We start from the raw sequence: 24,988 nt of genomic DNA, 5'->3' as shown, positions 1-24,988 counted from the left end.
GCACTAAGAACATTCGTTTTTAGTCCTAAACCATTTTGTGTATATATTCGTTCTTTATTTTAATTAAGATTTTAATCAAAAAAATATTCTCTTTTGGCAACGAAAAACACTACTGAAAGAATCAACTTCGCTACTTCTAAAATGATTAAGGAATATCCAGACTTTTTGGATATTCAGGTAAAATCTTTTCAAGATTTTTTCCAACTTCAAACAAAAGCAGAAGAAAGAGGTGAAGAAGGTTTGTACAAAACCTTCATGGATAACTTTCCAATTACTGATACAAGAAATCAATTTGTATTAGAATTTTTAGACTACTTTGTAGACCCACCAAGATATTCTATTCAAGAATGTATCGAAAGAGGTCTTACACACAGTGTGCCTTTAAAAGCGCGTCTAAAATTATATTGTACAGATCCGGAACATGAAGATTTCGAAACAATTGTTCAAGATGTGTATCTTGGTACAATACCTTATATGACAAACTCTGGTACCTTTGTAATTAATGGTGCAGAGCGTGTGGTAGTTTCTCAATTACACAGGTCTCCTGGTGTATTTTTTGGGCAATCTTTCCATGCAAACGGTACAAAGTTATATTCTGCAAGAGTAATTCCTTTTAAAGGATCTTGGATAGAATTTGCTACCGATATCAATCAAGTAATGTATGCTTATATTGATAGAAAGAAAAAATTACCAGTAACAACATTATTCAGAGCCATTGGTTTTGAAAGAGATAAAGATATTTTAGAAATTTTTGATCTTGCAGAAGAAATTAAAGTTTCTAAAGCTGGATTAAAGAAAGTATTAGGTCGCAAATTGGCTGCTAGAGTTTTAAAAACTTGGCATGAAGATTTTGTAGATGAAGATACTGGTGAAGTTGTATCTATTGAGAGAAATGAAATTATTTTCGATCGTGATACTATTTTAGACAAAGAACATATAGATGAAATAATAGAAGCAGGTGCTAAGACGATTTTACTTCACAAAGTAGATAACGACATGGCAGATTATGCGATTATTCATAATACATTACAAAAAGATCCTACAAATTCAGAAAAAGAAGCAGTAGAGCATATCTATAGACAATTACGTAATGCAGAACCGCCAGATGAGGAGACTGCAAGAGGAATTATAGATAAGTTATTCTTTTCTGAACAACGTTATAATTTAGGTGAAGTGGGGCGTTTTAGAATGAACACGAAGCTTCAGTTAAATGAACCAATAGATCAAAAAGTTTTAACAAAGTTAGATATCATTACCATTATTAAATATCTAATTGAGTTGATCAACTCTAAAGCAGAAGTTGATGATATTGACCATTTATCGAACAGACGTGTAAGAACTGTTGGTGAGCAATTAGCAGGTCAATTTGGTGTAGGTTTAGCGCGTATGGCTAGAACAATTCGTGAGCGTATGAATGTACGTGACAATGAAGTGTTTACACCCATCGATTTAATTAATGCAAAAACATTATCATCTGTAATTAATTCATTCTTCGGAACGAATCAATTATCTCAGTTTATGGATCAAACCAATCCACTAGCAGAAATTACGCACAAGCGAAGATTATCTGCACTTGGACCAGGTGGTTTATCAAGAGAAAGAGCAGGTTTTGAGGTACGTGATGTACATTATACACACTACGGTCGTTTATGTCCAATTGAAACACCAGAGGGACCAAACATTGGTTTAATTTCATCTTTAGCAGTATTTGCAAAAGTGAATAACTTAGGGTTTATTGAAACGCCATATAGAAAAGTGAATGAAGGTGTTGTAGCAAATGAAGAACCAACTTATTTAAGTGCAGAAGAAGAAGAAGGTATGCGTTTTGCGCAATCTAACGTTGCAGTTGATGAAAAAGGAACTTTTACGGCAGAAAAGATAATTTCTAGAGAAGGTGGTGATTTTCCTGTGGTAACTCCGCAAGAAGTGCAATATATGGATGTTGCTCCAAATCAGATTGCATCAATTTCAGCATCTTTGATTCCTTTCTTAGAACATGATGATGCCAACCGTGCATTGATGGGATCTAACATGATGCGTCAAGCAGTGCCATTACTACGTCCAGAATCTCCAATTGTTGGAACAGGATTAGAACGTAGAGTTGCAAAAGATTCTCGTATTTTAATAAATGCAGAAGGAGCTGGTGTTGTAGAATATGTAGATGCAAATAAAATTACCATTAAGTACGATAGAACTGACGAAGAAAAACTAGTAAGTTTTGAATCTGATGAAGTTTCTTACAACTTAATTAAATTTAGAAAAACCAATCAAGGAACGTCTATTAACTTAAAGCCGATTGTAGAAAGAGGTGATAGAGTTTCTGAAGGACAAGTGCTGTGCGAAGGGTATGCGACACAAAAAGGTGAATTAGCCTTAGGAAGAAATATGAAAGTAGCCTTTATGCCTTGGAAAGGGTATAACTTTGAGGATGCGATTGTAATTTCAGAAAAAGTAGTTCGTGAAGATATATTTACATCTATTCATATTGATGAGTATTCTTTAGATGTTAGAGATACCAAATTAGGAACTGAAGAGTTAACGAATGATATTCCTAACGTTTCTGAAGAAGCTACAAAAGATTTAGATGAAAATGGAATGATTCGTATTGGAGCAGAAGTAAATCCTGGTGATATCTTAATTGGTAAAATTACACCAAAAGGAGAATCTGATCCAACTCCAGAAGAAAAATTATTACGTGCAATTTTTGGTGACAAAGCCGGTGATGTAAAAGATGCATCCTTAAAAGCGTCACCTTCATTAAGAGGTGTAGTAATTGATAAAAAATTATTTAGAAGAGCTGTAAAAGATAAGAACAAGAGATTAAGAGATAAAGAAGCAGTGGCTACTTTAGAAGCTTCTTTTATTGGAAAGTTTGAAAGTTTAAAAGATGATTTAATTGAGAAGTTATTTACGTTAATTAGTGGAAAAACATCTCAAGGCGTTTATAATGATTTAGGTGAAGAAGTTTTACCAAAAGGTAAAAAGTACACACTTAAAATGTTAAATTCTGTTGATGACTATGTGCATTTAACAGGTTCTTGGACAACAGATAAAGAGTTGAATGATTTGGTAGGTGAATTAGTTCACAATTATAAAATCAAAGTAAACGATTTACAAGGTTCTTTACGTCGTCAAAAATTCACAATCTCTGTAGGTGATGAATTACCAGCAGGAATTTTAAAACTAGCTAAAGTTTACATCGCTAAAAAACGGAAGTTAAAAGTAGGTGATAAAATGGCAGGTCGTCATGGAAACAAAGGTATTGTTGCGCGTATTGTAAGAGCAGAAGACATGCCTTTCTTAGAAGACGGAACTCCAGTAGACATTGTTTTAAATCCGTTAGGTGTACCATCTCGTATGAACATTGGTCAGATTTATGAAACTGTTTTGGGTTGGGCAGGTCAGAAATTAGGAACAAAGTATGCAACACCAATTTTTGATGGAGCATCTTTAGACCAGATCAACGGAATTACAGATGAAGCTGGTGTACCAAGATTTGGACATACCTATTTATATGATGGTGGAACAGGAAAACGTTTCGATCAGCCAGCAACGGTTGGTATCATTTATATGATTAAGTTAGGACATATGATTGAAGATAAAATGCATGCACGTTCTATAGGACCATATTCATTAATTACACAACAGCCATTAGGTGGTAAAGCACAATTTGGTGGACAGCGTTTTGGAGAGATGGAAGTTTGGGCATTAGAAGCCTATGGTGCTTCTAGTATCTTAAGAGAAATCTTAACTGTAAAATCTGATGATGTGATGGGTAGAGCTAAAACATACGAAAGTATTGTAAAAGGTGAAGCGATGCCAGAACCAGGTTTACCAGAATCATTTAACGTATTAATGCATGAACTGAAAGGTTTAGGTTTAGACGTTAGATTAGAAGAATAATAATTTACACAGGGCTTTGCAAGGGGTTTAAACCCCTTGTGTAAAGTAAATACTTGAAATATAATGGCAAGAAAACAAGAGAAGTACACTGTAAAAAAGTTTAACAAAATCTCAATTGGTTTATCATCACCAGAAGCGATTCTAGAAATTTCTAAAGGTGAAGTTTTAAAACCAGAAACAATAAATTACCGTACCCATAAACCAGAAAGAGATGGTTTGTTTTGTGAGCGTATTTTTGGTCCTGTAAAGGATTATGAATGTGCTTGTGGAAAGTACAAAAGAATTCGTTACAAAGGAATTGTTTGTGATCGATGTGGAGTAGAAGTAACGGAAAAAAAAGTACGTAGAGATAGAGTAGGACATATCAACTTGGTAGTTCCTGTTGCTCATATTTGGTACTTTAGATCATTGCCTAACAAAATGGGATACCTTTTAGGTTTACCATCTAAAAAGTTAGATATGATTATTTACTACGAAAGATACGTAGTAATTCAGCCTGGTATTGCTAAAGGTCCAGAAGGAGAACCATTACAAAAAATGGATTTCTTAACGGAAGAAGAATATTTAGATATCGTTGATGAAATTCCAGCTGAAAATCAGTATTTAGACGATACAGACCCAAATAAGTTTATCGCTAAAATGGGAGCTGAATGTCTAATTGATTTGTTAGCACGTATCGATTTAGAAGCATTGTCTTTTGAATTAAGACACAAAGCAAATACAGAAACGTCTAAACAACGTAAAACGGAAGCATTAAAGCGTTTAAATGTTGTGGAAGCATTTAGAGATTCTCAAAAGAACAGAGAGAACAATCCTGAGTGGATGATCATGAAGGCTGTGCCTGTAATTCCGCCAGAATTACGTCCTTTAGTTCCTTTAGATGGAGGTCGTTTTGCGACTTCAGATTTAAATGATTTGTACAGAAGAGTAATTATCAGAAATAACCGTTTAAAAAGGTTAGTTGAGATTAAAGCTCCAGAAGTTATTTTACGTAATGAAAAACGTATGTTACAAGAATCTGTAGATTCATTGTTTGACAACACACGTAAATCATCTGCAGTAAAAACAGAGTCTAACAGACCTTTAAAATCTTTATCAGATTCTTTAAAAGGGAAACAAGGACGTTTCCGTCAGAATTTATTAGGAAAACGTGTAGATTATTCAGCACGTTCTGTAATTGTTGTGGGGCCAGAATTAAAACTATCAGAATGTGGTATCCCAAAAGATATGGCAGCTGAATTGTACAAGCCTTTTGTAATTAGAAAATTAATTGAAAGAGGCATTGTAAAAACAGTAAAATCTGCTAAGAAAATAATAGATAGAAAAGAACCCGTTGTTTGGGATATTTTAGAAAATGTAATTAAAGGACACCCTGTTTTATTAAACAGAGCACCTACTTTACACAGACTAGGTATACAGGCATTTCAGCCAAAATTAATTGAAGGAAAAGCAATTCAATTACATCCACTTTCTTGTTCTGCATTTAATGCCGATTTTGATGGAGATCAAATGGCGGTTCACTTACCATTAGGGCCAGAAGCTATTTTAGAAGCACAAATATTAATGTTGGCTTCTCATAATATCTTAAATCCTGCAAATGGTGCACCAGTAACAGTTCCTTCTCAGGATATGGTATTGGGTTTATACTATATGACAAAAGAAAGAATTTCTACTCCAACAGTACCAATTAAAGGAGAAGGATTAACTTTCTATTCACCTGAAGAAGTAACCATTGCTTTTAACGAAGAAATGGTAGACTTAAATGCTGGTATTAAAGTAAGAACTCAAGATATTGACGAGAACGGAGCGCAAGTAACTAAAATTATAAAAACTACAGTTGGTAGAGTTTTATTTAATGAAGTTGTACCTCCTGCGGCTGGTTATATTAATGAAGTATTGACTAAAAAGAACTTACGTGGAATTATTGGTGGTATTTTAAAAGCTACAGACATTCCTACAACAGGTGAATTTTTAGATGAGATAAAAAACATGGGATATAAATTTGCCTTCCAAGGTGGTTTATCATTTTCATTAGGGGATATTATTATTCCAGTTGAAAAACAATCTATGATTGATAAAGCTAATAAAGAAGTGGACATCATTGTAGGAAATTATAACATGGGTATGTTAACGCAAAAAGAGCGTTACAATCAGGTAATTGATGTTTGGGGATCTACCAATAACAGATTAACTGAATTATCTATGAAAAATTTACGTGAAGACCAACAAGGTTTCAACTCAGTATATATGATGCTTGATTCTGGTGCAAGGGGTTCTAAAGAACAGATTCGTCAGTTAACTGGTATGCGTGGATTGATGGCAAAACCTAAAAAGTCTACTGCTGGAGGTGGTGAAATTATTGAGAATCCTATTCTTTCTAACTTTAAGGAAGGTTTATCTATTCTTGAATACTTTATCTCTACACACGGTGCGCGTAAAGGATTGGCAGATACCGCTTTAAAAACGGCAGATGCAGGGTACTTAACACGTAGATTGGTTGATGTTTCTCAAGATGTGATCATTAATGAAGAAGATTGTGGTACGTTAAGAGGGTTAGAGGTTGCTGCCTTAAAGAAAAATGATGAGATTGTAGAATCTTTAGCAGATAGAATTGAAGGACGTGTTTGTTTACAAGATGTTTATCATCCTTTAACAGACGAACTAATTATAGCAGCAAATCAACCAATTACACATCAATTAGCACAAGCGGTTCAAGCTTCTGGTATTGATGGAGTACAAGTAAGATCTGCATTAACATGTGAATCTTCAAAAGGTATTTGTGCAAAATGTTATGGCCAAAGTTTATCGACTCTTAATAAAGTACAAATTGGTGAAGCAGTGGGTGTCATTGCAGCACAATCTATTGGAGAGCCTGGTACACAGTTAACACTTCGTACATTCCACGTTGGTGGGGTTGCAGGGAACATTTCTGAAGACAATAAGTTAATAGCTAAGTTTGATGGAACTGTTAAGATAGAAGATTTAAGAACTGTAGTTGGGAAAGATAATGATGGTAAGGATACTGACATTGTTATTTCTAGAACAGCAGAAATTAAAATTATAGATAAGAAGACAGGAATTACGCAGAGTACAAACATTATACCTTACGGTTCTGTTATTTTTGATAAAGAAAGAAAATCGATCAAAAAAGGAGATGTAATTGTACAATGGGATCCATTTAACGGTGTGATTGTTTCTGAATTTGCTGGAAAAGTGAAGTTTGACAACTTAGAACAAGGTATGAACTACTCTGTTGAAGTTGATGAGCAAACTGGTTTCCAAGAGAAAGTAATGACCGATTCTAAGAACAAAAAAATCATTGCTTCATTAATTATTGAAGATAAAGATGGTAATGCATTACGTTCTTATAGTTTACCTGTTGGAGCACACTTAATGGTAAGTGATGGAGACGCTGTTGAGCAAGGACATACTTTAGTTAAAATACCAAGAAAATCTGGTAAAGCAGGAGATATTACTGGAGGTTTACCGCGTGTAACAGAGTTATTCGAAGCACGTAACCCTTCTAACCCATCTGTTGTTTCAGAAATTGATGGTGTTGTATCTTTTGGTAAAATTAAGCGTGGTAATAGAGAAATTATTGTTGAATCTAAGACTGGAGACATTAGCAAGTATTTAGTAAAACTTTCGAACCAGATTTTAGTTCAAGAAAATGACTTTATCAAAGCAGGCATGCCATTATCAGACGGAGCAACAACTCCTTCAGATATTTTAAGAATTAAAGGACCGTCTGCAGTTCAAGAATACTTAGTAAATGAAATACAAGAAGTATATCGTTTACAGGGTGTGAAAATTAATGATAAGCATTTCGAAGTTGTGGTACGTCAAATGATGCGTAAAGTGAAGATTATAGATTCTGGAGATACTTTATTTTTAGAGAATCAATTAATTCATAAAATTGACTTTATCAAAGACAATGACGCAATTTACGGAATGAAAGTTGTTGAAAATGCAGGAGATTCAGAAAACTTAAAAGAAGGACAGATTGTATCTGCTCGTCAATTAAGAGATGAAAATTCTTTACTAAGAAGAAACGATAAGAATTTAGTGGAAGCTAGAGATGCAAAACCAGCAACAGCTGAACAAGTTTTACAAGGTATTACAAGAGCATCACTACAAACCAAATCGTTTATTTCTGCAGCTTCTTTCCAAGAGACTACAAAAGTATTAAATGAAGCTGCTGTAAGTGGTAAAATAGATACTTTAGAAGGCTTAAAAGAAAATGTAATTGTTGGTAAGAAAATTCCAGCAGGAACAGGAATGAGAGCTTATGATAAAATTTTGGTTGGACCAAAAGATGAAATAGAACAAAGTTTCTAATATAAAATGAAAAGCCTCTAAATTTTAGAGGCTTTTTTTATGTCTCCTCGAGCGCAGTCGAGAGGTTTATAATTTAGGTCTCGACTGCGCTCGGCCAGACAAAGTGTATTAAAATGGAAGAAAATCAAAACAAAGACGGTCAATTAAATATAGAATTAGACCAAGAAATTGCAGAAGGAACCTATTCTAATTTGGCAATTATAAATCATTCAGTATCAGAATTTATTGTAGATTTTATAAATATTATGCCAGGAGTACCCAAGGCAAAAGTAAAATCTAGAATTATTTTAACACCACAACATGCTAAAAGGCTATCAAAAGCACTAGCAGACAATGTTCGAAAATTTGAACAAGCCAATGGTGAGATTAAAGATTATGAACAACCTCCAATTCCCATGAATTTTGGGCCTACAGGACAAGCATAAAATTAGTAAAGACTGTCTGAAAAGGCAGTCTTTTCGTTTAAAGAGCTTTTTCATCTATTTCTTTTGTTTATTATTTTCTATTTGTAGCACTTAATTTACGCAATTTGTATCATTTTAATTTAGCGTAAATTTTTGTTTAACTAAAAGTTAAACAAACTCTTTTTAGTTTAAAATTTAGCTTTTTCTTTTCATTTAGTTAATCATTAAAAACCAATCATATACATAATTTTGTGATGGATAAATCACAAAAAAAATGAAACAAAAAAACATCTTTCAACTATTCTTTCTAACGATATGTTTATCGTTTTTTTCTTTTAAATCAGTAGCACAAACAGGAAACATTAAAGGTTTTATTACCGACGAGAATGGAATTTATGTTCCAGGAGCAAATATTGCTGTAGTATCCTTAAATAAAGGTGACATTTCAGATTTTAACGGAAAGTTTACCATCATAGCTGTTCCTGTAGGAAAACATACTATTAAAGTTACCTATTTAGGATATAACGATATAACGAAAGAAGTTGTCGTTAGAGAAAATGAAACTGTAAATGTTGAGTTTCAATTAAAATCAGGAAGTATCGAATTAGGTGTTATTCAAATTAAATCTTACAGATTAGGAGGGCAATCTAAAGCGTTGAATACACAAAAGAATAATTTAAATATTACCAATGTGGTTTCTATGGATCAAATTGGTAAATTTCCAGATGCAAACATTGGAGACGCTGTAAAAAGAATTCCAGGAATTACAATGCAAGTAGATCAAGGAGAAGCAAGAAATATTATTATTAGAGGGCTGTCACCTCAATTAAATTCTGTGACTTTAAACGGAAGTAGAATACCTTCCGCAGAAGGAGATAATAGAAATATTCAGATGGATTTAATTCCGTCTGACATGATACAATCTATTCAAGTAAATAAAGCAGTAACTCCAGATATGGATGCAGATGCATTGGGTGGTTCTGTAAATTTAATTACAAGAACAGCTCCACAAAATTTTCGATTGTCTACTACAGCTGGTTCGGGTCTAAATACAATTACAAACAAAAGAATCTTAAACGGTTCGTTTTTAGTAGGAGATCGAACAAAAGATAAAAAATTTGGGTGGATGATTTCTGCAACTGTAAACGACAATGATTTTGGTTCTGATAATGTTGAGGCAGAGTGGACAGATGAATTCGGTTATTTTGACGGTACAGACGAAGTTGAAATTGATGTAAACCCTTATACAGATGTATTTGAACAAAGAAAATATTTAGTGCAAAGAATCCGTAGAAGTTTTTCTGCAAATTTCGATTATCAAATTAATGATAATAATAATATGTACTTAAAAACGATGTACAATTGGAGAGACGATCGTGAAAATCGTTTTCGATTAGAACAAGAAATTTTAGATGCAGAAGATATTAATATGGGCGATTTTACATTGACTAATAATACGCCAACGAGGTTTCCTGTAGCAATAAAAAGACAATCTAAAGGAGGTATAGATAATAATAGAAACAAAAACAGACGTTTGGAAGACCAAAGAATGCAAAATTATAGCTTTGGAGGAAATCACGTTTCAGGAAAATTAAAAATCGACTGGATGACTTCTTTTGCAAAAGCATCCGAAGAAAGACTAAATGAACGATATGCAGAGTTTGAATCTGAATATATAATTGATAACGATATTTCGAATCCAAGATTTCCACTATTTACCGCCGCAAATGCATCAGATTTTAATGATGTTTCAAATTTTGGGTTCGGTGAAATTACAGAAGAAAATCAATATACAGAAGAAGAAGATTTTAACACGTTTATCAATTTTGAATTGCCTTCAGATTTCTTTGGAAAAGGAGATGGTTTTATAAAATTTGGAGCAAGAGGTCGTTTTAAAAATAAAGTAAGAGAGAATGATTTTTTTGAATATGATTTAGCACCAATAGCTCCTAATTTGGGCGCCATTCCAACTACAGTATATTCCGATTCAGATTATCAAGCGGGAAGCCAATATCAACAAGGTATTTTTGCTGACGAAAAATGGTTAGGAGGTTTAAATTTAGTAGATGGAAGTACTGTCTCAGATGAGTTTCTAAGAGCAAATTACAAAGTTGAAGAAAATGTTTGGGCGGCTTATGTGATGACAAATCAACAATTATCAGACAAATTAAGTGTTTTGGTTGGTGTGCGTTTTGAGCAAACAAACTTAACAGCAACAGGAAATAATATTTTAAACGAAGATGAATTAGACGGAACAATTACTAGAGAAAATTCATATTCTAATCTAATGCCAGGAATCCATTTTAAATATGACATATCAAAAAATACCGTATTTAGATTTGCGTGGACAAATACTTTAGCAAGACCTAATTATGTAGATATTACACCAACTTTAGATATTGTTACGGGAGACGAAGAAATATACCTTGGAAACCCAGATTTAGAACCTACAACTTCTATGAATTTCGATTTTATGGCTGAAACTTATTTTGATAATGTTGGGTTGCTTTCTGGAGGTTTATTTTATAAAAAAATTAATGACTTTGTGTATACCTTTCAATCGGTAAATACAACAGGTGAATTCGGGCCAAATACAACAGGTTTTGAAGTTTACCAACCTTTAAATGGCGATACTGCTTCTATATTTGGAATAGAATTAGCATTGCAAAGAAAATTAGATTTTTTACCAGGATTCTTGAAAAATATTAGCATTTATTTAAATTATACATATTTGACTTCTGATGCGAGCGGAATTCGGAATGAAGATGGAGAAGAAAGAAACGATTTAGATTTACCAAATACAACACCAAATATGTTTAATGGTTCGTTAGGATATGCAGATAAAAAATTTAGTGCAAGAATTTCTGCGAATTTTTCAGATTCTTACATAGATGAAATAGGAGGGAATAGTTTTGAAGATCGCTATTATGGCAGACAATTTTTCTTAGATTTTAATACTACGTTTACAATTAATAAGAATCTATCAATTTATGCGGATGTAAACAATATTACCAATCAACCTTTGCGATACTTCCAAGGAATAAGAGAGCGAACAATGCAAATAGAGTATTATGGAAGAAGAATAACTTTAGGATTGAAATATGACATATTTTAAAAATAATAGTACTGTGAATTTCTATATTAAAAATATAAGTACTTCATTAATCGGTTTTTTTTTACTTTTATCATGTTCTAAAGGAAGTAAATTAACACCAATTGCACCAAATGTAATTACAGAAAGTACGTTAAATGATACAGACGATCCTGCAATTTGGGTGCATCCAACAGATTCTTCAAAAAGTATTGTTTTTGGCACTGATAAAGAAACCAACGGTGCAATATATGCGTTTGATTTAGATGGAAAAATAATTAAAGAAAAGACGATTAGAAATATAGAAAGACCAAATAATGTAGATGTAGCCTATGGTTTTAAAATAAATGATACTACTAAAACTGATATTTTAGTATTTACAGAAAGAGAAAAACAACAAATTAGACTTTTTTCTATTCCAGAAATAAAACCTTTAGACAACGGAGGTTTTCCTGTTTTTAAAGATGAAAAAGAGCTTAAAAATAGACTTCCTATGGGAATTTCTTTTTATAAATCAATTTTAAATGATGCATTTTATGTTGTTGTTGGCCGAAAAACAGGACCTAAAGAAGGATATTTATATCAATATAAATTAATTTCAGAAAATGATACTATAAGGATTGAATTGGTACGGAAATTTGGAAAATTTAGCGGTAAAAAAGAAATAGAAGCAATCGCAATAGATAATGAATTAGGTTTTGTGTATTATGCCGATGAAATGCATTGCATTCGAAAATATTATGCAGAACCTTCGAAAGGAAATGAAGAAATTAGTTGTTTTGGTGGCGAAACATTTGAGCGAGACATTGAAGGAATTGCGATAGCAAAAATGAAAAATAATAGCGGTTACCTTATCGTATCAGATCAACAAAAAGGACAATTTAGCATGTTTGATAGAAAAACAAATGCATTTGTAAAATCAATAAATTTAACTACCACAGCAACAGATGGCTGTGAGGTGGTGACAGTTCCTTTAAATAAAACATTTAAAAGCGGATTATTTGTGGCTATGAATGATGAAAAAAATTTTTATTTTTATGATTTTAGAAAATTGTTAGAATAAAAAAAGAGGACGGATGCTTTATTGAGTTAATACAAAAAGTGAAACGAAAGTTTCACTTTTTGTATATAATCATAAATTTTATTAATGTAATCTATAAAAAACATAAATAAAAATATATGTACTTTATTGTTGATATTTGTAACATCAAAACAATTCAGATGGAAAACCTACAAATACAACATAAAGAATACAAGACAGTTCAGAATGCAATTACCAAAGTAGCGGTAGCTTATGGTGACGGAATTGGTCCCGAAATTATGGATGCAACTTTAAAAATTTTAAATGCTGCAGGCGCAAATATTGTTCCCGAAAAAATTGAAATAGGCGAGCAAGTTTATTTGTCTGGAAATTCATCAGGAATAGAAAAAAGTGCTTGGGAAACCATCAACAGAAACAAAATTATTTTAAAAGCACCTGTAACTACCCCTCAAGGAAAAGGATATAAAAGCTTAAATGTTACCCTTAGAAAATCTTTAGGTTTATTTGCGAATGTACGTCCAGTAAATGCATATGCTCCCTATGTAGAAACTAATTTTGCAGGAATGGATGTGGTAATTGTAAGAGAAAATGAAGAAGATTTATATGCGGGAATAGAACATCAACAAACGCAAGATGTAGTACAATGTTTAAAGTTAATTACAAGACCTGGTTGTGAGAAAATAGTTCGGTATGCTTTTGAATATGCAAAAGTTTATGGACGCAAGAAAGTAACCTGCATGGTGAAAGACAATATTATGAAATTGACTGATGGTTTGTTTCATACTGTATTTAAAGAAATCGCTGCAGAGTATCCAGAAATTCAAAGTACTTCAGAAATTATAGATATAGGTTCGGCAAGATTGGCTGCACACCCTGAAAGATATGATGTGATTGTAACTTCTAATTTATACGGAGATATTATTTCTGATATCGCGGCAGAAATTGCGGGTTCTGTGGGTATGGCAGGTTCAGCAAATATAGGAACCAATATAGCTATGTTTGAAGCGATACACGGTTCCGCACCAGATATTTCAGGACAAAAAATAGCAAACCCTTCAGGATTGTTAAACGCTGCCATTATGATGCTCTGTCATGTTGGTAAAACAAAGATAGCAGATACTATAAAAAATGCATGGTTGGTTACTTTAGAACAAGGATATCACACAGCAGATGTGTACCAAGAAGCAATTACAAAAGAGGTAGTGTCTACAAGTGAGTTTGCTCATTTAGTAATCGGAAATCTTGGGAAGAACCCAAATTTATTACCGGCGAGTAATTTAGCATCAGGAAAAGGAGCAATCGTTATTCCAGAATATACCAGAAAAGAAGAAAAGCAAGTTTTAGTAGGAGTCGATGTTTTTGTCAATTGGAAAGGCAATAATCCAGAAATTATTGGAGAAGCTTTATCTAGCATAGACTCTTTTAAAATGAAATTAAAAATGATTACAAACAGAGGTGTAAAAGTATATCCAGAAGGGATGAAAGAAACCTATTGTACAGATCATTGGAGATGTAGATTTGTAGATACAGATTCTAAAATTGAAGGGAAACTAGTATACAACCCAATAGAATTTGAAAAAGTAATTGCTTTATTATCTAAATTAAACAATGAAGGTTTTGAAGTTATTAAAACAGAGAACCTTTATGAATTTGATGGCAAAAGAGCATTCTCATTAGGACAAGGAGAGTAGTTACTCCTTGAGTATTTATTATTAAATGTGAAAAGTGAAACGAAAGTTTCACTTTTCTTGTTTATATCATTTGTTCAACTTAGTTTAAACTGTGTAAATTTTACACAATGAATAAATGATGATACACTTTTTACACGGAAGCTATTTTAAAGGGCAGGAATGTTTAAAAAATAAATAATTGATAATCAATTATTTATAATTAAAAAATAGTTATTAACTATTCACGGTACACTTATTTCTTTATTGTGATTGTAAATAATAATATTTATAATAATTTAAATCATGAAGGTTATGAAAAAATTAATTTTAACAGTAGCAATTTTAGCAAGTGGGTTTTCAACTTTTGCTTTTTCAGACAACGTTTTACCAATCGAGATTATCAATGTTTCATTGATTGAAGAATTCAAAGAAATTGATATAGACAAATTACCTAAAGCTGTTACTGATGCAGTAAAGAAAGACTACTCATCTGCTACCATTAGTAAGGCGTATGTAAATGGTAGCGAACAATACAAATTAGAATTGAATATTGATGAAATCATTAGTACTGTTTACATTGATAAAGATGGTTATTGGTTAAAAGACACTGACATAATTGAGAAAGAAAAGGAGTAAAGTGATAGGTTAGTGAGATGGTTCCCTAAACTTAATCGGAAAAGGATGCTTTTTATTTAAAAGCATCCTTTTTTTTATACTTTTTATTTGATTTGTAAGTTATATTTTATGGTAACTTTTATTGGAAATTAAGCTTTATGAAACAGATACTATTAGTAGAAGATGATATTGCATTTTCTGAAATGTTAAAACATTTTCTTGAACGACATCAATACAGCGTCGATGTAAGTTTTAATATGAGCAATGCTTCCTCTCAACTTAAAAAAGAAAAATACGACTTGGTTTTTACAGATCTACGTCTTCCTGATGGGAATGGCATTGACTTATTAAAACAAATAAAAAATAGTAATACCCTTATTCCAGTAGTTTTACTAACTAGTTATGCTGAAGTATCTACTGCTGTTCAAGCCATGAAACAGGGTGCATTTGATTATATTTCTAAACCTTTAAATCCTGATGAAGTTTTAGAAGTTATAAATAATGCCTTAGAAATGAGACCTTCAAAAGAAAATGCTTCTAATGTTGATGGTGCAACCCACAATAAGAATACATCAATTACAGAATTTGTGAAAGGTATTAGTACAGTATCGAAAGCTCTACACAATTACATAGATCTTGTAGCACCCACCAACTTGTCTGTTTTAATAACAGGAGAGAGTGGAACTGGAAAAGAAGTGGTTGCGAAAAATATTCATTTACAAAGTTTGCGAAGTGATAAACCATTTATTGCGGTAGACTGTGGTTCTATTCCAAAAGAGATTGCTTCAAGTGAATTTTTTGGTCATAAAAAAGGGGCCTTTACAGGAGCGGTTCATGATAAAATAGGACATTTTGAATCAGCAAATGGCGGTTCTCTTTTTTTAGATGAAGTGGGTAATTTATCTTATGAAAATCAAGTTCAATTATTACGTGCATTGCAAGAAAGAAAGGTAAAACCTATAGGAAGTAGCCATGAAATTTTAGTTGATATCCGTTTGATTACAGCAACCAATGAAGATTTATTAAAAGCTGTTGAAAAAGGCGATTTTCGTGAAGATTTATACCACCGTTTAAATGAGTTTTCTATTAAAGTTCCTAGTTTAAAAGATAGGAATGATGATTTGATTCTTTATGCCGATTTCTTTTTGCATAAAGCCAACAAAGAACTAAATAAATCAATCGTTGGTTTTTCAAAAGAGGTAATAGCTTTTTTTCAAAGTTATCATTGGCCTGGTAATTTAAGGGAATTATCAAATTTTATTAAAAGAGCAACTTTACTATCGCAAACTGAGATTATAGACAAAAGTGTTTTACCCGAAGAATTGGTACACTCACAAAGAACTAATAGCATATTTCATAAATTTTCTACCAAAGAAAACGAAAAAGAACTTATTATAAGTGCTTTAAAAGAAGTTGGCAACAATAAAACACATGCAGCCAAATTACTTAATATTACTAGAAAAACACTTTATAACAAAATGAAAGAATACAATCTTAACTAAGGTACTTTTCTAGTGATGCTACAAATTTTCTAAGAGTATTTTCAAAAAGAATAAAAAAAGTAGGATCAATAACTTTCGTTGTTTCAAATTTTTCTAAAAAAGGAACAATCGTTTTTACGTTTAACTGTCTAAACATACTAAGCATTGTATGACTAACGCTATTAAAAGCAGGTATATCGTTAATTTCTTTTGCTTGTTTTAATAGTAAGCTATTTTTTTTTGTGTTTTCTAAAAAAATATGTAATGTTTTTTCTATCGCGGCAGCATCATTATTTAAAATTTTGTTTAATGAAGTTACACTAAATTCTTTTATTTTTTTATTTTCTTGATCAACAGATTTGCTGCTAATTTCGTTTAGAGTAGCACCAAAAAACTTTTGTAGAAGATTTTCTAGTTCTTGAACCAAAAAAGGTTTGATCAATACGCCTGAAAAACCACTATTCATATAATCTTTTTCAGATAAATTTAATCTTCCCGTCATGGCCAATATGGGTTGGTTTTTATACGACTTGTGATTTTTAAGGATTTTCATAAAATGAATACCATTCATTTTTGGAAGTTGAATGTCAGTTAAAACTAAATCGTAAGAGATTTTATCGATCGCTTTTAAGGCTGCTTGCGCATTGTAAAAGCTATAACTTTGAATATTGTATTGTTTCAGAAGGTCGTTTAGAAGTTCTCTCATTGCAGCGTCGTCTTCAACAACGATTGCTTTTAGTTTTAATATCGGAATAATTTCAGTAGGTTTTGACCTGTTTAAGGGAATATCAGAGAGGTTTACTGGAATTTTTACAATAAATGTACTACCTATATCGACTTCGCTTTTTAAAGTTAAAGTACCCTTTAGCAGCTCAACTACTTTTTTTGTAATCGCCAATCCTAAACCGAAACCATCTTTTTTGTTTGCCTTATGATTATCTCCTTGAGCAAAAGCCTTAAAAATAGCTTTTTGTTGTTTTTTACGGATGCCTATTCCTGTATCTTTTATTGCAATTTCTAAAATATGTTTGTTCGTATCAAGTTTTAAAATAGATGTAACGGTTATAGTTCCTTCATTAGTAAATTTATAGGCATTTGTTATTAAATTAGATAGAATTTGTTGCATTCTAAATGGGTCGCTTATAATAGAATACCGAATTCTTTTGTCATGATGAACGATAAAGTTTATAGACTTGTTCTGAAAAGTATTTTTAACATTTAATACAATTGCATCGATATGTTTTTCTAAGTCAAAAGGTATCGATTGACAAGATATTTCACCGCTTTCAAGTTTTGAAAATTCCAAAAGATCGTCTACTAATTGGCTCATATATGTTGAAGCATTCCGAATATGTTCTACATAGTTTTCTTCTTTGATATTAGATGTTGATTTTTGGAGTAACTCACTGTAACCAGTAATTGTACTTAAAGGGGTTCTTAAATCATGACTTACCATAGAAATTATTTGTTCTCTACTTTTTAGAAGAGAAGAGGTAGTTTTGTTTGCTTTTTCTAATTGTTTACGGTAACGTTGACTTTTCCAGAAGTCATTTAAAAAGATAATCGAAAAAATAATAATGATAAGCAGGCTAATTCCTGCTGCAAACAGAATAATATTTTTACTTCGATGAAGTGTTTTCTCTCTTTGTTTATTAATATTATTGGTATATACAATTACTCCTTTTTCTAAAGTACTTAATAGCTCTTGCAATTTCCTAGAGATTATCAAATCATTTGCGATCAGTTCTCGTTCTTTTCTCAATAAAGATATTCGCTGTTTGATAGTTTCCTTTTGAGCTTCTTGTAATAGTTCTTTAGAGACAGATATTAGCGAATCAATTTGTTTTTGATTAATAGTATTTATAGAGTCTTGAGGATTATAATCGTTAAGTATTTTGGTGTATTTCTCAAATTTTATGCGTGTTTGAAAGTCTAAAAATTCAGTGCTTTTCATCAAATCATCAATAGAAGCTTTGCTTAAAAGAGAATCGATAGCACTTAATTTATGAATTACTGTACTTATAGATTCATCTGAATTATAGCTGCGTTTTACTTTTTTTAGATCGGTTATATTCTTGAGTTTTTTGGTAATGACAACTTTTATACTATCGAAAATGAATTCTTGAGATCCGTTGTTTGTGAAAAATTTCAACGAATCAATTTTTACTAATAGTTGTTTGTTTTCTTGAACGTACGTATTAAATTTTTTTGAAGAATTTAATTGAATAGCAGCTCTAGCCAAACTTTCATTTTCATAAATATCAGCAATTAAACTTCCAATTTGTAAGATTTTGTTTTGATCTGTAATTTCTTGGCTTTGTAATTGTGTAAAAGTTTTGATTTCAGACAGCACTAAAGCACCAAAAATACTAGCCGAAATACCAAGTATGATATAACCGATTAAAATTTTAAAAGTAACTCTATGTTTAAAGAATTTCATAAAAGATAAATGAACTTATAATAAGTAAATATTTATACTTTTGTATACCTATGAAAACGTTTTAGTTTCTGTTTTGTTGTTTAAAATGGATAGCATAAGAAGTGTAATTATTTATACATCCTCTAAGTACAGTAGTAATTTAAGTTTTTCTATTTGATTTTTAGATTTTCCTAGTTTTGTTTAGGAGATAAAAATCGGCTAAAACCAAAGCAGTCATTGCCTCTATAATAGGAACAGCTCTTGGTACAACACAAGGGTCGTGCCTTCCTTTTCCTGTAATTTCTGTAATTTCATTTTCAGAGTTTATGGTTTGTTGAGCGCTCATAATGGTTGCAACAGGTTTAAAGGCCACTCTAAAATAGATATCCATTCCGTTGCTAATTCCACCTTGAATCCCTCCAGAAAGGTTTGATTGCGTGGAACCATCTTGATTAAAAACATCATTGTGTTCAGAGCCTTTCATTTTAGATCCGCAAAAACCACTTCCAAATTCAAAACCTTTTACAGCATTAATAGAAAGCATTGCTTTTCCTAATTCGGCATGTAATTTATTAAAAATAGGTTCACCTAAACCAACAGGAACATTCTGCGCAACACAGGTAATTGTGCCACCAATGGTATCTCCAGCTTTTCTGATTTCTTTAATCTTATCAATCATTTTTTCTGCGGAAGCTTCATCTGGACACCGGACAATATTATTTTCAGTTTTAGAAAAATCTAAATCTTGATAGGGTTTGTCTATAAAAATATTACCCACAGAAGACGTAAAAGCATGGATACTAATTTTGGCAATTAATTGCTTCGCCAATGCACCAGCAACTACCCAATTTGCAGTTTCTCTAGCAGAACTTCTACCACCACCTCTATAATCTCTTAAGCCATATTTTTGATCATAGGTGTAATCTGCATGAGAAGGCCTGTACACATTGGTATTATGATTGTAATCTTTCGATTTCTGATTTGTATTTTTAATAATGAAACCAATGGAAGTTCCCGTTGTTTTTCCTTCAAAAATTCCTGATAGAAATTCTACCGTATCAGGTTCTTTCCGCTGTGTAACAATTTTAGACTGCCCTGGTTTGCGTCTGTTTAATTCTTCTTGAATGGCTTCAAAATTGACTTCTAAACCTGCAGGAAACCCATCTATAATTCCACCAATTGCTGTACCATGAGATTCACCATACGTTGTAACTTTTAATAATTTTCCAAAAGAATTAAATGACATTGTTTTTTGTATTAAAGTATCGTACAAATATAGTAAAGTCAGTTTTAGAAAAATTTGATTTTCTATGTTTTATAATGATTTCTATCTATTTTAATTTTTGAAGATCACTTGATGCTGAATAAGATAGATTGATGAATTAATGATATTCAAAAAACACAAAAAATAAACGCTTTTTTCTTTTATAAAATTAAAAAAGCTTTCTATATTTGCATCCGCATTCAGGGATACCTGATGAGACTAAAATTCTGGAGAAATGGCAGAGCGGTCGAATGCGGTAGTCTTGAAAACTATTGACTGTAACAGGTCCGGGGGTTCGAATCCCTCTTTCTCCGCTGAAAGAGTTATAAACTCAATCAAAACGCTGTAAAACTTAGGTTTTACGGCGTTTTTGCATTTTACACAACTACATAAAGTTCATTAAATAGTATGCTTTCAGTGACCTATTCGGTGACCTATTGGAAAAAATCCAAAACAGGTCACGAATTGCACTTAAACACTTGTATAATAAGAAGTTCACTTTTTGAACATCTTGTTTCAAGTAGTTTTAAAAGATAGATTTATACACCTTTTTAATGACCTATTATGAATAAAACATTCAACTTACTTTTTGTAATCAAAAAAAGTAAAACCAAATCAGACGGAACAGCACCTATTTATTTACGAATTACTATAGATGGTAAGCCCAAAGAAATAGCATCTAAAAGATACATTGAACCAGAAAAATGGAGCAGTAAATTGCAAAAAGCAATTGGTGTATCAGAAGAAATAAAATCATTTAATGCATATTTAAAAACACTAGAACAAGAAGTGTATGATACGCACCATGAAATAATGAAGGATAAGGAAGTAACTACAGCATCAAAATTGAAATTAAAGTTGCAGGGTGTTGATGATAACAAACGTATGTTAATTCCAATTTTTGAAGATCACAATAATAAAATAAAAGAATTGGTGGGAAAGGAATATGCAGCGGGTACCTTAGAGCGTTACAAAACATCATTAAAACATACAATTGCTTTTTTAGAATGCAAGTATAAAATTTCAGATATTGATATTAAAGAAATCAATCACGCTTTTATAACAGATTACGAGTTCTATTTAAGAAGTGTAAGAAACTGCGCCAATAATACTGCGGTAAAATACATTAAGAATTTTGGCAAAATAATAAAAATTTGTTTAGCTAATGATTGGATAGATAAAAATCCTTTTGCAAACTATAAGTCAAAAGTTAGAGAGGTAGAACGCGTGTATTTAACTGAAGATGAAATCCAAAAAATTCTTGATAAAGAGTTTTCAACGGAAAGATTGACTTTGGTAAGAGATATATTTATGTTTAGTTGTTTTACAGGTCTAGCTTATGTTGATGTTAAAAACCTAACAAAAACAAATATTAGTTTAGGTATTGATGGCGAAGAATGGATATTCACACATCGTCAAAAAACAGAATCAGCATCAAAAATTCCTATTCTTCCCATAGCACAGATGATTATTGATAAATATAAAAAACATCCACAGAGTTTAAATAAAGGCAAATTATTACCTGTGTTAAGCAATCAAAAAATGAATGCCTACCTAAAAGAAATTGCAGATCTATGTGAAATCCATAAAAATCTAACCTTTCATTTAGCACGTCATACTTTCGCTACAACTGTTACTTTAACAAATGGCGTTCCAATTGAGTCAGTAAGCAAAATGCTCGGACACAAATCTTTAAAAACCACACAGCATTATGCCAAAATATTGGACAGAAAAGTCAGCGACGATATGCAAATGTTAAGAGCAAAGTTTAATATAGATAAAGATAGTCATCCCATCGAATCAGGTAGCTAAATATAAATTAATTCAAAAAGGAAAAATCGACCACAGCACTTCAAGTAATTCGACAAACAAGAATTATTTCTAAAGCCTCGGAAGGAAACTATGTAAAATACTAGCAAACAGGCACAAAATTCCCAGTATCCAAAAACTACCAACCAAAAAGCAACCCCTAAACTCCAATAAACACAAGCAAAAATCCCTTTTATTTATTAAATATTTTGTACCTTTAATTCAACAACTTTAGTACCCTAATTACTGCAAAGTTTAAAAAATTAATAAAATTTGTTTAATATTGAGCAATTTTAGTATTCAGAGTTCGAGACACAAAAGGGGAAATTCCAATCAACTAATTGACATTTATTAAAAGGGTAAAAGTATGTCAAATACAAGTAAACTTAACGAAAATCTATTGTTAAAGCAGCTTATTGCTGGTAACGAAAAAGCATTTACATCTCTTTTTACTACCTATCAGGATGATTTGTTTAAGTACAGCTTAAAAATGGTCAAATTCAGAGTCTATGCAGCTGAAATTGTTCAAGATGTATTTTTAAGTATATGGTTAAAACGAGCGAGTTTAGACCCGCAGTTATCCATTAAATCCTATTTATTTGCGGCAACAAGAAATAAAACTATTACCTTTCTTAACAAAGCTGCTAAAAATCAGAAGTTATGCGATGAAATCTTTTACAAAAGTCAAAAATCCATCAATTCTACAGAACGGTATATTCGTGAGGACGAACTAGAAGTGATTAAAAAAGAAGCACTTGATTTGTTACCACCTAGAAGGCGACAAATCTTTGAAATGTCTCGGAACGACCATAAAAGTTATGAAGAAATTGCCAAAGAGTTAGGTATTTCTCCTCATACTGTTCGCAATCATATGAGTTTGGCATTAGAAACGCTACGTGATTTTCTGCTAAACAATAAGGATATCGCTTTGGCTTTCGTGCTGTTTTCTCGCAACTGGATGTAGCGCAATAAGACACAAATTAAAAATTGGGCAAGCAATACGTCAGGGTAATGCATTAAACTTACAAAGCGAAAACGAAACACGAATTGCAATAATTAACATCAATACAACGATTATTTTTACAAAAAACGATTGAATTTTAGAACTCAACATGCATAACTGATGAACAAATAATGCTACAGACTAAAAAATCTAACGACTTTTTGGAAAATTCGTGATGGTTCGTGAAATTCGTGTCTTAAATATTTTTATGCGTTTACCTTGGACAGTCCTTATTCAAATTAGCAAATCGAACTTGTCTACCGCTATCAAGGTTAATCTAATTGAATCACAAATCACCTCTATTTTCTTTATTATCTTCTCTTTGCTCTCTGCTCTTTTAACATCAGATAAATTCACTTCATTTTAAAAAATCATAAGTCAGTAGTTAGCTTTATAATACCAATTAAGGTGTATGCTAAATGTCTGTCCTGAATGTTCGGGAGAGCGCAGTCGAAACCTATTTTTTAGAAGAAGAATGATAATCATTACTATACATTTAATCACTGACCTCTAAAAATAATCCCTTTTAGTAACATTTTTTTTGGTTAATGATACTTCTCCTAAAACCTCTTATTGTTACTGGGTTTGTAGAGCGTTTGTTAAATTTTTTTGAAAGAAATGTGAAGAAATAGTTAAAAAAATCAAATTTTGATTAGTACTCCAGTGCTTTAAAAATGTTATATAAATAACCAACGTATAAAAAGCCATCATGAAGTCTTCCAAAATAAAGGAATTAATTATCAAATACATCAAAGAAGATTGTTCTAAAAAAGAAGTAAAACAAATAATCGCTTATTTTAAACATTCAAAAGATTTCTTTGAAGTTCCTACAATTGAGGATACCTACCAATTCTTAGAAGGAGTTTCTGGAATGGATGAAAGTGAGGCGAGTCGGATGCATGACAAAATTTTAGAGATAGCCGCACAAAAAGAAAAAACACCAGTCAAAAAGAGTCCATTTTATTGGAGATATGTTACTATGGCATCCGTTGCATTAATCATAGCACTCACAATCTTCCTTGACAAAAACGATACCGAACCACAATTCACAAACCCAATAGTAGTCAACAATCAAATCCAAAAAGGTACAGACAAAGCCTTGCTAACCCTAGAAAACGGTTCTGAAGTAGCACTAAAGAAAGGTACCAAATACCAAACCGAGCAAATAAAAAGCAACGGAGAAGAAATTGTCTACCAAAAAACCAGAAACCAGAAACCAGAAGCTAGAAACCAAATCGCCTACAACACCCTAACCACGCCAAGAGGCGGCCAATTTCAAATTACCCTAGCAGACGGCACCAAGGTCTGGCTCAACTCAGAATCTCAAATCAAATACCCAGTAGCTTTTACCGATGGCAAACCTCGACAAGTAGAATTAATATATGGTGAGGCTTATTTTGATGTTTCATCAAGTACAGTTAATAATGGAGCCGAATTTAAAGTAATACATAGCAAACAAGAAATTGAAGTATTAGGTACCGAGTTTAATGTAAAAGCTTATAAAGATGATTATAAAATTATTACAACCTTAGTTGAAGGGAAAATTTCAATCAAAAACAAATCAAAAGAGATTCTTTTAAAACCCAACCAAAAGTTACTACTAAATTTAAAAGACAATACGTTAATGGTAGAACTTGTAGACACCTATAATGAAGTGTCTTGGAAAAGCGGATTTTTTAGTTTTAAAGATATGTCCTTGTTAGAAATAATGAATGTTTTATCAAGATGGTATGATGTAAATTTTATATTTAAAAAAGAACAAGATAAAAATATTTTATTTGGTGGGATTTTTAAGAAAAATCAAAATCTGAATGATATTATAGATATTATTGAAAGTACAAACACTGTGAAATTTGAAATAAACAATAAAAATATTATCGTAAAATAAAGAAGGGAGCTGAGCTTAGATATTTGACGGTACCAATCTCAGTCCCTTTTAAGTATTAATT

13 protein-coding genes and 1 tRNA gene are annotated in these 24,988 nt (G+C 31.8%); 12 read left to right on the top strand and 2 right to left on the bottom strand.

Annotation, left to right across the window (positions count from 1 at the left end):
* Positions 1-93: 93 nt before the first annotated feature.
* The 8 genes from rpoB to Q0998_RS01180 all read left to right on the top strand — a co-directional run bounded on the left by rpoB (position 94) and on the right by Q0998_RS01180 (position 16,565).
* On the top strand, positions 94-3,903 hold the full coding sequence (rpoB, locus tag Q0998_RS01215; protein WP_299665066.1) for a DNA-directed RNA polymerase subunit beta: 3,810 nt from the start codon (positions 94-96) through the stop codon (positions 3,901-3,903).
* Between the two features lie 63 nt (positions 3,904-3,966).
* Complete coding sequence (rpoC, locus tag Q0998_RS01210) at positions 3,967-8,241, top strand: DNA-directed RNA polymerase subunit beta' (RefSeq protein ID WP_299665063.1); 4,275 nt, start codon at positions 3,967-3,969, stop codon at positions 8,239-8,241.
* A gap of 113 nt (positions 8,242-8,354) precedes the next feature.
* Positions 8,355-8,666: a DUF3467 domain-containing protein gene (locus Q0998_RS01205; RefSeq protein WP_299665060.1), complete on the top strand. Its 312-nt coding sequence runs from the start codon at positions 8,355-8,357 to the stop codon at positions 8,664-8,666.
* A gap of 253 nt (positions 8,667-8,919) precedes the next feature.
* Positions 8,920-11,760 carry a TonB-dependent receptor gene (locus Q0998_RS01200; protein WP_299665057.1) on the top strand — a complete coding sequence of 947 codons (2,841 nt, stop codon included), beginning with the start codon at positions 8,920-8,922 and terminating at the stop codon, positions 11,758-11,760.
* Positions 11,747-12,799, top strand: coding sequence for a phytase (locus Q0998_RS01195; protein ID WP_299665054.1), 1,053 nt, complete (start codon positions 11,747-11,749; stop codon positions 12,797-12,799). Before Q0998_RS01200 ends, Q0998_RS01195 begins: the two co-directional genes overlap by 14 nt.
* A 158-nt stretch (positions 12,800-12,957) precedes the next feature.
* Positions 12,958-14,469 (top strand): NADP-dependent isocitrate dehydrogenase, encoded by a 1,512-nt coding sequence (locus Q0998_RS01190; RefSeq protein WP_299665051.1) that lies wholly within the window; start codon positions 12,958-12,960, stop codon positions 14,467-14,469.
* Positions 14,470-14,760: 291 nt separating this feature from the next.
* Positions 14,761-15,084 (top strand): hypothetical protein, encoded by a 324-nt coding sequence (locus tag Q0998_RS01185; RefSeq protein ID WP_299665048.1) that lies wholly within the window; start codon positions 14,761-14,763, stop codon positions 15,082-15,084.
* A 137-nt stretch (positions 15,085-15,221) separates the two neighbouring features.
* Positions 15,222-16,565, top strand: a complete 1,344-nt coding sequence (locus tag Q0998_RS01180; protein ID WP_299665045.1) for a sigma-54 dependent transcriptional regulator — start codon at positions 15,222-15,224, stop codon at positions 16,563-16,565.
* Here the strand turns inward: Q0998_RS01180 and Q0998_RS01175 are convergent.
* Together Q0998_RS01175 and aroC are read right to left on the bottom strand one after the other, a co-directional pair.
* Positions 16,558-18,984 (bottom strand): ATP-binding protein, encoded by a 2,427-nt coding sequence (locus Q0998_RS01175; protein WP_299665043.1) that lies wholly within the window; start codon positions 18,982-18,984, stop codon positions 16,558-16,560. The genes Q0998_RS01180 and Q0998_RS01175 overlap by 8 nt on opposite strands.
* Positions 18,985-19,144: 160 nt before the next feature.
* The gene (aroC, locus tag Q0998_RS01170; RefSeq protein WP_299665040.1) at positions 19,145-20,209 is read right to left on the bottom strand and encodes a chorismate synthase; all 1,065 of its coding nucleotides are present in this window, start codon (positions 20,207-20,209) and stop codon (positions 19,145-19,147) included.
* 247 nt (positions 20,210-20,456) lie between these two features.
* Between aroC and Q0998_RS01165 the strand changes: the two genes are divergently transcribed.
* From Q0998_RS01165 to Q0998_RS01150, 4 genes are all read left to right on the top strand, one after another.
* Positions 20,457-20,541 (top strand) — tRNA-Ser (locus tag Q0998_RS01165).
* Positions 20,542-20,791: 250 nt separating this feature from the next.
* A complete protein-coding gene (locus Q0998_RS01160) occupies positions 20,792-22,039 on the top strand; it encodes a site-specific integrase (protein ID WP_299665037.1) in 1,248 nt (415 codons plus the stop codon).
* Between the two features lie 364 nt (positions 22,040-22,403).
* Positions 22,404-23,000, top strand: coding sequence for an RNA polymerase sigma factor (locus Q0998_RS01155; RefSeq protein ID WP_299665034.1), 597 nt, complete (start codon positions 22,404-22,406; stop codon positions 22,998-23,000).
* Between the two features lie 748 nt (positions 23,001-23,748).
* Positions 23,749-24,927 carry a FecR family protein gene (locus Q0998_RS01150; RefSeq protein ID WP_299665031.1) on the top strand — a complete coding sequence of 393 codons (1,179 nt, stop codon included), beginning with the start codon at positions 23,749-23,751 and terminating at the stop codon, positions 24,925-24,927.
* Positions 24,928-24,988 lie beyond the last annotated feature (61 nt).

The sequence above is a fragment of the uncultured Polaribacter sp. genome (assembly GCF_947501385.1).
Classification (GTDB): Bacteria; Bacteroidota; Bacteroidia; order Flavobacteriales; family Flavobacteriaceae; genus Polaribacter.
This window is presented reverse-complemented; position numbering and strand designations above follow the sequence as displayed.